This window comes from Mycobacterium sp. NGS58, assembly GCF_059812385.1.
Window position 1 is genome coordinate 53972 of the sequence record NZ_JCALCO010000016.1, and the last position, 14209, is coordinate 68180.

The following is a 14209-nucleotide window of genomic DNA, read 5'->3' on the forward strand; positions in this document are numbered from 1 at the left end:
CAATGACTGGCCCCCTGGCCCCAATCGGGTCCGCTATCTGGATGGCGTCGCCACCCGAGGTGCATTCGGCGCTGCTCAGCGCCGGTCCAGGTCCGGGCCCGCTGTTGGCGGCCGCCGGCGCCTGGACCTCGCTGGGCACCCAATACGCCTCGGCGGCAGCCGAACTCAGTGGACTGTTGGGGGAGGCCCAGGCCGGGGCCTGGGAGGGGCCGAGCGCCGAGCAGTATGTGGCGGCCCACCTGCCGTACCTGGCGTGGCTGGAGCAGGCGAGTGTGGACAGCGCGGGTGCCGCCGCGCAGCAGGAGGTCGCGGCGACGGCATACACCGCCGCGTTGGCCGCCATGCCGACGTTGGCGGAACTGGCCACGAACCACACCGTGCACGGTGTGCTGGTGGGCACGAATTTCTTTGGTATCAACACCATTCCGATTGCTGTCAACGAGGCCGACTACGCACGAATGTGGGTCCAGGCGGCCACCACGATGGGCACCTACCAGGCGGTGTCGGGCTCGGCCCTGGCCGCGACGCCGCGCACCACGGCGGCGCCTCCCATCGTGAATCCCGGCGGCCAAACCAACAGTCTCGCGGCCAACGCCACGCAGAACAGCCCTGGGGATTGGTTGCAGAATTTCATCCAGCAGCTGTCCAGATTCCTGCAGGACTTCTTCCAGAACATCCAGCAGATGTTGCAGAATCTGCCTGCGCTGCTGGCGGCCAACGGGCCGCTGCTGTTCTTCGTTGCCTACCAAGTGTTTTTCAACGCCGTCGGCTGGCCGACCTGGGGCGCGATCCTGACTGTGCCGTTCCTGTTGCCGATACTGCTGGGCATCGGACTCAGTTCCCTGCTCAACATGCCCGTCGAGGCAACGCCGGATGCCGCCCCCGCCGTCGTGGCCCCCGTGCTGGCATCGAACAGGCCGACCATGCTGCCGGCGGTCGCGCTGGCTCCGACGGTGGCGACGCCGGCCGGGGCCCCGGCAACCACTGTTGCCGCGGGCTCCGGTGCGCCCGCCGCGCCGGCGCCGGCAGCCGCGGCGAGCAACTTCGCCTACCTGGTGGCCGTGGGCGGCGAACCGGACGGCGGTGTCGGACCCACGTTGGGCGGCCGCGGTGGGGCCAAGGCTCCAGCCGCGACCATCCCGGCGGTTGGTGCCGCGGCGGCCGGCCGCGCCGAGTCGCGGGCGCGGCGCAGGCGTCGGGCCGCACTGCACGACCACGCCGACGAGTACGCGGACATGGACTCCGATTTCGGTGTTCCCCCGGATTTCGGCGACGAGGAGGAAGTGGCCGCGGCCGTCGCGTCCGCCCAGGGGGCTGGACCACTGGGGTTCGCCGGAACCACGCGGCGCCAGAAAGCTTTCCAGGCGGCCGGATTGACCAAGCTGGCCGAGGACGACTTCGGTGGTGGCCCGCGGACGCCGATGGTGCCCGGCACCTGGGAGCACAAAGCCGGCAACGGAACAAGCCCAACCGAGCCCGGGGAAGGGGGTTAAGGCAGTCAGCCAGATGAAGGTGAATTACCGAAACCCCAACGGAAGCAACAGAAAGGAATCAACATGAGTATGTTGGACGCTCACATTCCGCAGTTGGTGGCGGCACAGTCGGCCTTCAGCGCCAAAGCGGCGTTGATGCGCAGCACGATCAGCCAGGCCGAGCAGGAAGCGATGTCGGCGCAGGCGTTCCACCAGGGCGAGTCCTCGGCCGCCTTCCAGGCCGCGCACGCGCGGTTCGTCGAGGTCGCCGCGCGGGTCAACACCCTGCTGGACATCGCCCAGGCCAACCTCGGGGACGCCGCCGGGACCTACGTGGCCGCGGATGCCGCCGCCGCGTCCGGCTACACCGCCTTCTGATCTCACCGCTAGCAACCGCGAAAGGACTTGTCATGTCGCAGATCATGTACAACTACCCGGCGATGTTGAACCACGCCGCCGACATGTCGGGCTACGCCGGCACGATGCAGGGGCTCGGCTCGGATATCGCCAGCGAGCAGGCCACGTTGTCCAACGCCTGGCAGGGTGACACCGGTATGACCTACCAGGTGTGGCAGGCCCAGTGGAACCAGGCGATGGAGAGCCTGGTGCGCGCCTACCAGTCGATGGCCAGCACCCACGAGGCGAACACCATGTCGATGTTGGCCCGCGACCAGGCCGAAGCCGCCAAGTGGGGCGGTTAGGTCGTGACTGAACGAACCTGATGGACTCAGCGCCCAACGCCGTCGAGCTGACGGTCGATCACGCGTGGTTCATCGCGGAGACGATTGGGGCGGGGAGCTTTCCCTGGGTATTGGCGATCACCTCACCCTATCGTGATGCCGCGGAGCGCAACGCGTTCCTCGACCGCCAGAGGGCTGAGCTGGCCGAGCTCGGCCTGGTCTCAGCGGGCGGAGTCGTCAACCCGGCGGTCGCCCAGTGGATCAAAGTGGTGTGTTTTCCACAGCGGTGGCTGGACCTGCGTTACGTCGGCCCGGCCAAGGACACCGGTGCGGGCGGCGGCGCCGAGTTGCTGCGCGGCGTCGTCGCGCAGCGCACCGGTGTGGCCGGCAAGCCGTCGATCACGGTGGTCGCGCTGCGCAGCGCGCAGCTCATCACGTTCACCGCCATGGATATCGACGATCCGCGAGCGCTGGTCCCCGTGCTCACCGTCGGCCTCGCGGACCGGCCGCCCGCACGGTTCGACGAGTTCAGCATGCCGACGCGGGTCGGTGCCCGAGCCGACGAACGACTGCGTTCGGGCGCCCCGCTCGCCGAAGTCCTTGACTACCTGGGTATTCCGCAATCGGCACGGAAGGTGGTGGAATCGGTGTTCAACGGGCCACGTAACTACGTCGAGATCGTCGCCGGCTGCCACAGCGACGGCCGGCACTCCACCAGCGAGGTGGGGTTGAGCATTGTCGACGCACGCGAGGGGCGGGTGCTGGTCAGTCCGTCCCTCGCCTTCGACGGCGAGTGGGTTTCGACCTTCGCGCCCGGAACACCGTTTTCGATCGCCGTCGCGATCGAACAACTGACCGCCCTGCTGCCGGACGCCGGATGGTTCGCCGAACACCGGTTAGCCCGAGATTTTTCCGTCCAACACTCGTAATACGAAAGAGAGCACGATGTCCGAGCAACGGCTACAACACTTTTCGAGGGTCCGGTGACGTCCGGAACCGTCATGCCGATCGTCCGCGTGGCCATCCTCGCGGACAGCAGGTTGACGGAAGTGGCCCTGCCCGCGGAGCTGCCACTGCGCGAAATCCTGCCCGCCGTGCAGCGTTTGGTGATTCCGGTCAACGGCGGCTCGGACGAGGGCGCTGCCTCGCGCGGTGCCGCCGAGATCGGCGCGGCGACCCAATTGAGCCTGGCCCCCATCGGTGGTGCGCCGTTCAGCCTGGACGCCAGCCTGGACACGGTCGGAGTCGTGGACGGCGACCTGCTGGCGCTGCAAGCGGTGCCGCTCGGTCCGGCCGCGCCCGGCATCGTCGAAGACATCGCCGATGCCGCCATGATCTTCTCGACCTCCCGGCTCAAGCCTTGGGGCACAACGCATATTCGGCGCGGCGCCCTGGCCGCGGCGATCGCGGTGGCGTTCCTGGCAACCGGGCTGTCCGTCACCTACCGCGTGGCCACCGGCGCGCTGCTGGGACTGGTGGCGGTCAGCGCGGTCGCGGCAGTGACCGCGATCGTCGGCCTGCTGGTCACCGCGCGCTCGGCACGCACCGGCATGGCGCTGTCAATCGCCGCACTGGTCCCCATCGCGGCGGCTCTCGCGCTGGCCGTGCCAGGCAAATTCGGTGCCGCCCAACTGACCCTGGCGGCGGCCGGTGTCACCGCGTGGTCGCTGATCGCCCTGATGGCGCCCAGCGCCGAACGTGAACGCGTCGCCGGCTTTTTCACCGCGACCGCGGTGGTGGGCGCCGGGGTGCTGCTGGCAGCCGGCGCCGGCTTGCTCTGGCATCTCCAGCCGATCGCCCTCGGCTGCGGGCTGATCGTGGCGGCACTGCTGGTCACTATCGAGGCGCCCCAATTATCCGCACTGTGGGCACGCTTCCCGCTGCCCGTCATCCCGGCCCCCGGCGACCCCACCCCGTCGGCGCCGTCGCTGCAGGTGCTCGAGGACCTGCCGCGCCGGGTCCGCATCAGCGACGCGCATCAGAGCGGATTCATAGCCGCCGCAGTGCTACTCAGCGTCCTGGGTTCGGTGGCGATCGCGCTGCGGCCCGAGGCGCTCAGCGGTGCGGGTTGGTACGTGGTGGCGGCCACCGCCGCGACGTCGGTGCTGCGCGCCAGGGTGTGGGACTCGGCCGCATGCAAGGCGTGGCTGCTCGCGCAGCCCTTCCTGGCCGCCGGGGTGCTGCTGGTGCTCTACACCTCGACCGGACGCTACGCCGCCGCCCTCGGCGCGGTGCTGATCCTGCTGGTACTCGTGTCGGTGTGGATCGTGGTGGCGCTGAACCCGGGTATCGCTGCGCCGGAAAGCTACTCGCTGCCGGTGCGCCGGCTGGTCGGCTTCGTGGCGACCGGACTGGACGCGTCGCTGCTCCCCGTGATGGCTTTCGTGGTCGGTCTGTTCGGCTTGGTGCTCAATCGATGATCCGACCGGCATCAGCCTGCGTCGCAGCGACATTGGCCTTGCTGCCCGCCGCCGCGACGTGGACCAGTCCGTCGGCATCCGCGATCACCCCGCCGACGGTCGATCCCGGAGCGACACCGCCGAGCGGGACGCCGGGGCCCGGGCAGCCGATGGAGCAGCGCGGACCCTGCAGCACGTCCGGGGTCGTTCCCGGCGGCGACCCCGGTGCCATCACGCCCAGCCAGTCGATGCTGAATCTGCCGGCGGCATGGCAATTCTCGCGCGGCGAGGGCCAGCTGGTGGCGGTGCTCGACACGGGGGTGCGGCCGGGGCCGCGGCTTCCCAACGTGGAGCCGGGCGGTGATTTCGTCGAGGCGACCGACGGGCTGACCGACTGCGACGGGCACGGAACGCTGGTGGCGGGGCTCGTCGCCGGTCAGCCCTCGCCCGACGACGGCTTCGCCGGCGTGGCGCCCGCGGCGCGGGTGGTGTCGCTGCGGACGACATCGGCCAAGTTCTCGCCGCGGACACCGGGTGGGGATCCGTTGCTGGCGCAGGTGTCGGCCGAGGTGTCGACGCTCGCGCGGGCGATCGTGCACGCGGCCGACCTTGGTGCCCGGGTGATCGACATCGGCTCGGCCACCTGCATGCCCGTGGAACGTCCCGTCGACCAGGCCGCCCTCGGCGCGGCCGTGCGCTACGCGGCGGTCGATAAGGACGCGGTGATCGTGGCCGGCGCCGGCAACAGCGGAGCGGGCGCCGGCGGTGCCACGTGTGAGTCCAATCCGCTCACCGATCTGAGCCGCCCCAACGATTCGCGAAATTGGGCCGGCGTCACGTCGGTGTCGATCCCCTCGGTGTGGCAGCCATACGTGTTGTCGGTGGCATCGCTGACCCCAGACGGCCAGCCGTCGAAATTCACCGTGGCGGGGCCGTGGGTGGGTGTTGCCGCACCCGGCGAACGCATCGTGTCGATCGGCAACGCCGACGGCGGCGGGCTGGCCAACGGCCTTCCCGACGGACACCAACAACTCGCGGCGGTGAGCGGAACCGACTACGCGGCCGGCTATGTGGCCGGTGTGGCGGCGCTGGTCCGCAGTAAGTATCCCGACCTGAACGCCACCGCAGTGCAGCATCGCATCACCGCGACGGCGCATAACGGCGCCCGCGACCCGTCCAACGTCGTCGGCACCGGCAGCGTGGATCCGGTAGCGGCACTGACCTGGCAGCTGCCCGCCGGTAATCAGCCCGGCGCGGCATCGGTGAAGCCGGTGCCCGTGCCGCCGGCCCCGGCGCCCAAGGACACCAAACCGCGGACCGTGGCGGTGGCCGGCACCGCCGCCCTGGCCGTCCTGGTCGCGGTGGCCGGCGCAGTCACCGCCATCGCCGCACGCCGACGAAAGGATCCCACCCCGTGAGCAAGCATCGGATACCGACTCCCGGGAGCGGTCGAATCACGTTGGCGTTGCTGGCCGTTGTGCCCGCCGTCATGGCCTACCCCTGGCGAACGCCCCGCGACTACTGGTTGCTGGGCATCGCAGCCGCCGTCGTGATCGTGTTGTTCGGCTGGTGGGGCGGTTTGCATTTCACCACGATCCTGCGCCGCCGCCTGGCGATGATCGGGCGCGGCAACGCCGTGCCCGCGAGCACCTCCGGCACGGCGGCAACCGCCCTGATTCGCCTCGGTGCGCCGGAGGATGACTCCGATGTGCTGCCTCTCCCGGTGATTGCGAGCTATCTCGACCGTTACGGCGTCCGGGCGGACAAGATCCGAATCACCAGCCGCGACAGCGCCCCCGACTCATCGCGGCGCGAGACTTGGATCGGGCTGACCGTATCGGCGCCGGATAATCTGGCCGCGCTGCGCGCTCGCTCACCACGGATCCCGCTGCACGAGACCACCCAGGTCGCCGCCCGCCGGCTCGCCGACCACCTGAGGGAGATCGGGTGGGAAGCGACTACCGTCGCGGCCGACGACGTCCCGCGGCTGCTGACGGCCAGCCCCCGCGAGAGGTGGCGGGGAGTGCAGCGCGGTGCCTCGGATTACCTTGCCGCATACCAGGTTCAGGTGGACCACGCGCTTCCGGAGACCTTGGAGTCGATCCGGTCGTATTCCGCGCGCGGGGCCTGCACCGCGTTGGAGATCGCCGGTGACGATGACCGGCTCACCGTCGCCGTGGCCTGTGCGTTCCACACGGAGACCGGCCCGGATGGCAAAGCGCCGGTAAACGGGCTGACCCCGCAACGCGGAAACCACCTGCCCGCATTGACGGCGTTGGACCTGTTGTCGACGCGCCGGCTGGACGCGCACGCCCCGGCGCCGGAAAACCTGCTCGCACAGCTGCACTGGCCCACCACGCTCGGCGGAGCCCATCGCGCCTCGCTCGGCCAAGCCGCCGACACCGTCGAGGTGGTCAAAACATGACATCGCGCAGGAACGTGGTCATCCGGCGCAGGTAATCCAGCTGGCTGATGTGCAACACATGACTGCCCGGAAACCAGTGCAGCGCACATTGATCCCAGTGCTGCCACAGCTTGACGGCATGGTCGGGCGGCGCCATCCGGTCGCCTAGCCCGGTGATGATCATCCGGCGGTCCCGCGGCACCAGCGGCCGGTAGTTCAGCGGGCAGTGGTACGCCAGCCCCGCCGACAGGTCGTCGTGGGTGATGTCGGAGAGGCGCAGGCCCAGCCGGACCAGCTTGTTGGCCGGGAACCACTCGTCGAACAGCGTGGACGGGGTGACGACGGGACAGTTGGGGATCACGGCCGCAAGCCGATCGTCGGCCGAGGCCACCAGCGCCGAGGTGTAACCACCCAGCGAGATGCCGGTGAGCGCGATGCGGTCGACCCCGGTGTGGTGCAGATAGTCGATGATGGAACGAAAGTCGTGCACGGCCTGTGCCATGGCCTCGGCAAAACCGCTGAGCCCACCGGCGAAATAGCCGAAACCGCTGAAGGGTGAATACCTTTCGGCCCGCTTGCCGTGAAACGGCAACGTGTACATCAGCACGTCGTAGCCGGCCTGGTAGTACCAGGGCAACGAAAAGAACCGGCCGTTGGCCAGATACGAGGATCCCAGGAAGCCGTGGATCACGCACAGGGTGGGGCGCGGACCGTCGTCGTGGCGCCAATGCTGAGCGCGCACGGTGTTGTTGGCCCGCCAGGCGCCCCACTGCGCGCGCATGGCGGGGTTGATGGCGGTGAAACTGCTGGGGAACGCGATGTTGTCGACGGTGCCGCGCGCGATCCACTCGGTCAGCGGGCTGGCCCGCCGCGATGCCACGCGGGGCACCTCGGTGGGGGCCGGAAAGGACCGTGTCGGGTCCTGCGCCGCCCCCAAGTCTGCGTAGAACTCGAGGTTGTCGCGCTCGGTGGCGGAGTCGGATTGCCGCAGCGTGCTGGCGACCACGAACGGCGCCACCGTGGTGGAGAGCAGCGAGGCCACCCAGGTGCGCAGGGCCAGATCACCGAGGGCCGATGCCTCGACTACCATTCGCTGGCGGGGTGACAACGCCGAGCGGGGGGGTAGTCCGCCGGCGCCGGCCGGCAGATCGGCGCCGGAAACGTCGGGAACGGGGATGGGCGGGTCGATCGGATCTGAGTCGGACACCACGAACGCCGATGGTAGCCCGACGGCCGCGCATTGCCTGGGCGTTTCGATCGGCTTCGGTCGTCGCGCGGCTGTCCCGCGACCATCCGGGCCGCGGCGGCGCACCATGGGAGTTATACGGTTTGCTAGCGGCCGGCTAGCGGCGGCGCGAGGATCGGGAGGATCGACATGTGGGATCCGGACGTCTACCTGGCCTTTGCCGACCATCGCGGCCGCCCCTTCTACGACCTGTTGTCGCGGGTGGGTGCCGAGCGCGCGCGTCGCGTCGTCGATCTGGGCTGCGGCCCCGGTCACCTCACCAAGTATCTGGCCCGGCGTTGGCCCGACGCGGTGATCGAGGCGATGGACAGCTCGCCCGAGATGGTGGCCGCCGCCAAGGAACGCGGCATCGACGCCGTCATCGGTGACCTGCGCGACTGGAAACCCAAACCCGACACCGACGTGGTAGTCAGCAACGCTGCCCTGCACTGGGTGCCCGAGCACGCCGACCTGTTGCTGCGCTGGGCGGGGGAGCTGGCATCCGGATCCTGGATCGGTGTGCAGATGCCGGGGAACTTCGAGTCGCCGTCCTACGCCGCGGTGCGGGCGCTGGCTCGCCGGGAGCCGTACGCGAAGTTGTTGCGCGACATACCATTTCGGGTTGGCGCGGTGGTTCAGCCGCCTGCGCATTACGCCAATCTGCTACTCGACGCGGGGTGCAAGGTCGACGTCTGGGAGACGACCTATCTGCATCAGCTCACCGGCGAGCACCCGGTGCTGGAGTGGATCACCGGCACCGCACTGGTTCCGGTGCGTGAGCGACTCGACGAAAAGACGTGGGAGCAGTTCCGCGAGGAGCTGATCCCGCTGCTGCAGGACGCCTACCCGCCGCGATCCGACGGTGCGACGATCTTCCCGTTCCGGCGGGTGTTCGTCATCGCAGAGGTGGGCGGCTCGAAGCGCTCAGCCGGATAACCAGCGCCCGCCTGCCGGCGATCCCGGCGCGGCAACGACTTTGCGTCAATCCGGCGCAATCAGCGCTGCGCGGGCTTGCCTTCTTCGATGCCGCGGTCGGCGGCGATGCCCGAGCGGGGAGTCGGCTTCGACCGGTGAATCTGCAGATACGTTTCGGTGTACCGCGCGGAGATGCGGGTGCCGGCGAACTCCGACGGGATGACGTCACCGGTGCGTTGCCGCCAATCATGCAGTCTCACAGAAAGGTTAGCTGCGATCTCGTCGGCATCGGTCCCGCCGTCGGTCAGCAGGTTGGTGGTCTCGGTCGGGTCGTCGCGTAAATCGTAGAGTTCGCGCTCCGGCCGCGGCGCCGTGACGAACGGCGCGACGGCCAGCCCGGACGGGCTTTCCTCGATGTCCAGCGGTAGATCCAGCAGGGGGCGGGGCACGTAGTTCTCGATGTAGCTGTAGTCCTTGGTGCGAATCGCGCGAATCGGATCGAACGAGTCGTGGTAGGTCTTCATGGTGTAGACGTGATCGCGCACCGGGTTGGTCGACGGATCCGGCTTCAGCAGCACCGGCGCGTGTGAGACACCGTCGACGTCGGCCGGAGTGTCAATCCCCAACAGCCCCAACAACGTCGGGACCAAGTCGACGGCGCTGAACAGGTCGTCGTAGACGCGTGGACCAATGGCCCGGTCGGTCGGCGGGCGGATGATCAAGCCGATGCCGGTACCGGCGTCGTACAGCGTGGACTTCGCCCGGGGAAACGCCGGACCGTGATCGGTGAAGAACACCACCCAGGTGTTGGCGGCCAAACCGGTGTCGGCCAGCGCGTCCAGCAGCCGCCCGACGGCCGCGTCGGCGGTGCTGATGGCCCCGTAGAAGTCGGCGAGGTCGCCGCGCACCTCGGGGGTGTCCGGCAGGTAATCGGGCGGATTCACCGCGGCGCTGTCCGCGGGCGTGTAGCGGTCGTGCGGATAGGGCCGGTGCGTCTCGAAGAAGCCGGCGGTCAACAAAAATGGCTGTCCGACAAGGCCTTCGGTACCTTGCCGCAGCCACTCGTCGGCCTTATCGGCGACGTAGTCGCAGTAGGAGTTCGACACGTCGAACTCGTCGAAGCCCAATCGTTTCGGGTAGGAGGTCTCGTGTTGCATGCCGAAAAGCGCAGAATACCAGCCGGATTCGCCCAATATTTGGGGCAGGGTCCGGATCCCGTCACGGTATTCCCAGCCGTGGTGGGCCAAACCGATGAGGCCGTTGTTATGCGGGTAACGCCCGGTGAACAGCGATCCGCGCGACGGTGAGCACAGCGGCGCGGTGGCATGTGCCCGGGTGAACAGGATGCCCTCGGCGGCAAGGCGGTCCAGCCGTGGGCTCGACACGTCGGTGTGGCCGTAGACACCGAGATAGCGGCCCAGGTCGTGCCAGTGCACGATCAGCACGTTGTCTTTATGGCCCGAATTTCGCTGTTGGTCCGCGGTGTCCAATGGCGTCACCTCTCGCATTGCCTCGCCGACCGGCGACGTTACCGCAACTTTCCCTGGTCATTCCTGAGTGCCGGCGCATCAGGGCGTCGGCAGTTGGCCCCATCGGTTTTCGCAGACGAACTCAGACAACGGACGCCCTACGGCCCACCCGTCCAGTTCCAGCGCCGGGCGATCAGGGAATTCGGGCACCGGTCCCAGGCACAGGATGGCCACCGGCTCGGCGCCCGACGGCATGCCCAGCAGCGCCGCCAGCCGGAGCGGATCGAACAGTGACACCCAGCCCAAGCCGAGGCCCTCGGACCGGGCCGCCAGCCACAGGTTCTGGATCGCGCACGACACCGACGCCAGGTCCATGTGCGGCAGCGTGCGTCGGCCGAACACGTGCGCGTCGCGGCCGTCGCCCAGCGCCACCACGAACAACTCGGCGCACTCGAGGATGCCCTCCACCTTGAGCGCCAGGAACTCGTCGGAACGCTCACCCAGGGCTTCCGCGGTGCGCGGGCGTTCCTCGTCGACCAGCGCGTGAATGCGCCGTCGCAGCGAGGCGTCCGTGATCCGGATGAAACGCCACGGCTGCATCAGCCCGACGCTGGGCGCCGCGTGCGCGGCCTGCAGCAGGCGCGCCAGCACGGCCTCGTCGACCACCGCACCGGGAACGAATCGGCGCATGTCACGGCGCTCGTAGATGACGCGATAGACGGCCCGCCGCTCTTGCGGACTGAATGCCTCACCGGTCACGCCTGCCATCGTAGGAAATCGGCGTTAGCGTTGAGCGTGCCCGGACCCAAGCACCTGGCGAACCCAGGAGGGAAGTGGTTTTCAGTGAAGCCTTCCGATGTGCTCGATCAGCTGGCGACCGAACACGGCGCCGGCCGCAATTACGGCGAGCCCTATCAGACCCCGGACGGCACCACCGTCATCGTGGCGACCAAGCCGCTGGGGGTGTTCGCCATCCGTGACGGGCAGGCCTCCTGGACGCCGGCCATCGACAACGGCCGGATCGCGCTGATCGGGGTGATCACCGGCCTGCTGGCGGCGGTGATCGGCACCCTCGCGGTGCTGCGACAGCCGCCCTGGCCGCGCATCACGATCAGGGACTATAGGTAACCCCGACCGCTCGAAACACGTATTCCGGCGGCATGTCGAACGCCAGCGACCGCCGGGGCAGGCCGGCCAGGACTTCGTCGGGGATGGCCGCCTTGTAGTGCAGCGACAGCTCGCCGGCGAACTTCTCGTCGACTCGGGAGACGTCGGCGTCGACCTGCAGCCCGGTCGCCGAGATCTCCACCTGCGCCGCTCCCGTCTGCGGCGCGTCCCAGCGCACATTGACGGTCGGTCCCGCCAGCCGGGGCAGCATGGAAAGCGTTGCCAGCACCCGCTCCGAGGTGAAGACCAGCGAACCCGTGTAGCTGGCGACGCTGTGCTGCAACCGCACGCCGGGAATCGTGCCGCTGAATCGGCGGGTCACGGCCACGTAATCGGCGTGGTAGGTGAGGCCTTCCGACTCCAGCTGGGCATGCAGCTCCTCGGGCAGCTTGCCGATGCCGAACAACCTACGGACAAAGACGGCCATATCGACAGTATGACGCGGGAGCGCCGCCGAGGGGCTCCTCGCACGGTGACGGCAGGCGATCGCAAGCGCGGCGCTGACGCTCAGCGGGTCGCCCGCATGTCACCGCGACACTGCTGGTATCGGTTGGTTATGACTCGCCCGAGGATGCCGGTTGCCGCCTGGATCGCGGCGTTGGCCGCGACGGTGTACGCGGTGCTGTGGGTGGGCTACTGCCAGCACTGGAACTGGCTGTACCGGATGGATTGGTCGTTGCTGAACGCGGCGCGCGACGTCGCGCTCAAACATCCACTGTGGCTGCGGTTTTGGGAAAGCGTGTCCTATGCGTTGGGTCCGGTCCCGATGTCCGCGCTCGGCATAGCGATGACGGTGATCGCCCTGGTCATGCGCAATCTTCGGGCTGCGCTGGTGCTGGCTTTCGCTTGCGGGCCGCTCAACCAGTTCGCGACCGCGGCGGCCAAGGCACTGGTCAACCGTCCTCGCCCGGCGACCATGCTGGTGCCCGCGCCGTCCACCTCCTTCCCGTCCGGGCACGCGCTGGAGGCGATGGCCGCGCTGCTCGCCGTGCTGTGCTTTTTCTTTCCGATGCTGAATCGGTTGATTCGTGGCATCGCGGTCGTGGTGGTGGTGGTGTCGCTGCTGACGGTCGGCATCTCCCGGGTCGCGCTGAACGTGCACTACCCGTCAGACGTGCTTGCCGGCTGGACGCTGGGCTACCTGTATTTCCTGTTGTGTCTCCTGATTTTTCGGCCCTCCATCGCGCGATCCGCCGGCCCGCGGCGGGCAACCGAACCCGCGGTCATGCGCTAACGACGCTGTCCCGGTGAGCATTTGGTCACGGCGCAGTGACCTAACCGGAGCGAAAGCTTTACTTGACCCCGATGATGTGGCCGTTCGACGATGGAGTGCATGCACCGACTGCTCGCTTCGCTGTGCGCCGCGGCGTGCGTAATCTTCGCATCCGTGGTGCTGGCGCCGATCGGTGCGGCCGCGGGCACACCCTGGTTCGCGAACGCGGTCGGCAATGCGACCCAGGTGGTTTCGGTGGTGAGCACCGGCGGCTCCAACGCGAACATGGAGATCTTCCAGCGCGCCGGCACCGGCTGGCAGTCGCTGCGGTCCGGCATTCCCACTCACGTCGGTTCGGCGGGAATGGCGCCCCAGGCCAGGAGCGGGGTGCCGGCCACCCCGATGGGCGTGTACAGCCTCGACTCCGCGTTCGGCACCGCCCCGAATCCCGGCACCGGGTTGCCCTACACCCAGGTTTCGGGCACCAACTACTGGTGGAGCGGCGACGATCACAGTCCGACGTTCAACTCCATGCAGGTGTGCCAGAAGGCGCAGTGCCCGTTCAACACCGGTGACAGCGAGAACCTGCAGATCCCGCAGTACAAGCACGCCGTCGTGATGGGCGTCAATAAGAACAAGACGCCGGGTGGCGGGGCCGCGTTCTTCCTCCACACCACCGATGGAAAGCCCACCGAGGGCTGCGTGGCGGTGGACGACGCTCAGCTGGTGTCGATCATGAAATGGCTGCGGCCGGGCGCGGTCATCGCGATCACCAAGTAGCTCCTCAGTCCGACGCGATGGCGCGTCCGGGCTTGAGCGTGAAGTTCAGGCCCTCCAAAGACATTGTGGCGTCATAGGTTCGGTCGTAGCCGGTGCCGCTGATCTTCCAGCCGGCCTCGGTGCGCCGGTAGGTGTCGCGGTAGAAGGCAGCCCCGATCAGCATGAAGTTGAAGTCGGCGACCATGACTCGGTCCTGCAGATACCAACTGCCCGTTGCGGTGTCGCCGTCGACGGTGATGTCCGGATGGGTCACGCGGTGCTCGGTGATGACGTGCGAGGGCAGCGAACTACGCATGTACTCGACCAGGTCGGCCCGGTTGGTGAAGTGCAGTTCGTTGCCGATCGACGGCCCGTAGTCGGCCTTGATGTCCTCGGCCAGGGTGTCGGTGAAGTCGTCCCAATGCTTGGTGTCCAGCGCGCGCAGATACCGGTATTTGACTTGCTTTATCGCTTCGATATCGGCGAGATCGTCGAGGGTCATCAGG

The 14209-nt window shown here is 68.3% G+C and carries 16 protein-coding genes; 11 read left to right on the plus strand and 5 right to left on the minus strand.

The window, feature by feature from the left end; genetic code table 11:
* Positions 1 to 2: 2 nt before the first annotated feature.
* The 7 genes from AC5Y4H_RS16240 to eccE all read left to right on the plus strand — a co-directional run bounded on the left by AC5Y4H_RS16240 (position 3) and on the right by eccE (position 6976).
* Positions 3 to 1493: a PPE family protein gene (locus AC5Y4H_RS16240; RefSeq protein ID WP_499983203.1), complete on the plus strand. Its 1491-nt coding sequence runs from the start codon at positions 3 to 5 to the stop codon at positions 1491 to 1493.
* 63 nt (positions 1494 to 1556) lie between these two features.
* Positions 1557 to 1850 carry a type VII secretion system protein EsxG gene (gene esxG, locus AC5Y4H_RS16245; protein ID WP_007768837.1) on the plus strand — a complete coding sequence of 98 codons (294 nt, stop codon included), beginning with the start codon at positions 1557 to 1559 and terminating at the stop codon, positions 1848 to 1850.
* 32 nt (positions 1851 to 1882) lie between these two features.
* Positions 1883 to 2173, plus strand: coding sequence for a WXG100 family type VII secretion target (locus AC5Y4H_RS16250; protein ID WP_067128585.1), 291 nt, complete (start codon positions 1883 to 1885; stop codon positions 2171 to 2173).
* Between the two features lie 20 nt (positions 2174 to 2193).
* Positions 2194 to 3081, plus strand: coding sequence for an ESX secretion-associated protein EspG (locus tag AC5Y4H_RS16255; RefSeq protein ID WP_499983204.1), 888 nt, complete (start codon positions 2194 to 2196; stop codon positions 3079 to 3081).
* A 72-nt stretch (positions 3082 to 3153) separates the two neighbouring features.
* Positions 3154 to 4572, plus strand: coding sequence for a type VII secretion integral membrane protein EccD (gene eccD / locus AC5Y4H_RS16260; protein ID WP_499983205.1), 1419 nt, complete (start codon positions 3154 to 3156; stop codon positions 4570 to 4572).
* Positions 4569 to 5969: a type VII secretion-associated serine protease mycosin gene (gene mycP, locus AC5Y4H_RS16265; RefSeq protein ID WP_499983206.1), complete on the plus strand. Its 1401-nt coding sequence runs from the start codon at positions 4569 to 4571 to the stop codon at positions 5967 to 5969. Before eccD ends, mycP begins: the two co-directional genes overlap by 4 nt.
* The gene (eccE, locus tag AC5Y4H_RS16270) at positions 5966 to 6976 is read left to right on the plus strand and encodes a type VII secretion protein EccE (protein ID WP_499983207.1); all 1011 of its coding nucleotides are present in this window, start codon (positions 5966 to 5968) and stop codon (positions 6974 to 6976) included. Before mycP ends, eccE begins: the two co-directional genes overlap by 4 nt.
* Here eccE and AC5Y4H_RS16275 read toward each other — a convergent pair.
* On the minus strand, positions 6966 to 8165 hold the full coding sequence (locus AC5Y4H_RS16275) for an alpha/beta hydrolase family protein (protein WP_499983208.1): 1200 nt from the start codon (positions 8163 to 8165) through the stop codon (positions 6966 to 6968). The genes eccE and AC5Y4H_RS16275 overlap by 11 nt on opposite strands.
* 165 nt (positions 8166 to 8330) lie before the next feature.
* Here AC5Y4H_RS16275 and AC5Y4H_RS16280 point away from each other — a divergent pair, with 165 nt between their 5' ends.
* Positions 8331 to 9116, plus strand: coding sequence for a trans-aconitate 2-methyltransferase (locus tag AC5Y4H_RS16280; protein ID WP_499983209.1), 786 nt, complete (start codon positions 8331 to 8333; stop codon positions 9114 to 9116).
* A gap of 59 nt (positions 9117 to 9175) precedes the next feature.
* On the opposite strand, the gene AC5Y4H_RS16285 is transcribed toward AC5Y4H_RS16280, so the two are convergent.
* Positions 9176 to 10603 (minus strand): sulfatase family protein, encoded by a 1428-nt coding sequence (locus AC5Y4H_RS16285; protein ID WP_499983210.1) that lies wholly within the window; start codon positions 10601 to 10603, stop codon positions 9176 to 9178.
* A 60-nt stretch (positions 10604 to 10663) separates the two neighbouring features.
* On the minus strand, positions 10664 to 11332 hold the full coding sequence (bluB, locus tag AC5Y4H_RS16290) for a 5,6-dimethylbenzimidazole synthase (protein ID WP_499983211.1): 669 nt from the start codon (positions 11330 to 11332) through the stop codon (positions 10664 to 10666).
* A gap of 75 nt (positions 11333 to 11407) precedes the next feature.
* On the opposite strand from bluB, the gene AC5Y4H_RS16295 reads away from it, so the two are divergent.
* Positions 11408 to 11692: a hypothetical protein gene (locus AC5Y4H_RS16295; RefSeq protein WP_499983212.1), complete on the plus strand. Its 285-nt coding sequence runs from the start codon at positions 11408 to 11410 to the stop codon at positions 11690 to 11692.
* On the opposite strand, the gene AC5Y4H_RS16300 is transcribed toward AC5Y4H_RS16295, so the two are convergent.
* On the minus strand, positions 11676 to 12158 hold the full coding sequence (locus tag AC5Y4H_RS16300; protein WP_499983213.1) for a hypothetical protein: 483 nt from the start codon (positions 12156 to 12158) through the stop codon (positions 11676 to 11678). The genes AC5Y4H_RS16295 and AC5Y4H_RS16300 overlap by 17 nt on opposite strands.
* Positions 12159 to 12287: 129 nt before the next feature.
* Between AC5Y4H_RS16300 and AC5Y4H_RS16305 the strand changes: the two genes are divergently transcribed.
* Together AC5Y4H_RS16305 and AC5Y4H_RS16310 are read left to right on the plus strand one after the other, a co-directional pair.
* Entirely contained in the window at positions 12288 to 12965 is a 678-nt protein-coding gene (locus AC5Y4H_RS16305) for a phosphatase PAP2 family protein (protein ID WP_499983214.1), read from the plus strand.
* 99 nt (positions 12966 to 13064) lie between these two features.
* The gene (locus AC5Y4H_RS16310; RefSeq protein ID WP_499983215.1) at positions 13065 to 13724 is read left to right on the plus strand and encodes a L,D-transpeptidase family protein; all 660 of its coding nucleotides are present in this window, start codon (positions 13065 to 13067) and stop codon (positions 13722 to 13724) included.
* A 4-nt stretch (positions 13725 to 13728) separates the two neighbouring features.
* On the opposite strand, the gene AC5Y4H_RS16315 is transcribed toward AC5Y4H_RS16310, so the two are convergent.
* Positions 13729 to 14205: a nuclear transport factor 2 family protein gene (locus AC5Y4H_RS16315; RefSeq protein WP_499983216.1), complete on the minus strand. Its 477-nt coding sequence runs from the start codon at positions 14203 to 14205 to the stop codon at positions 13729 to 13731.
* Positions 14206 to 14209 lie beyond the last annotated feature (4 nt).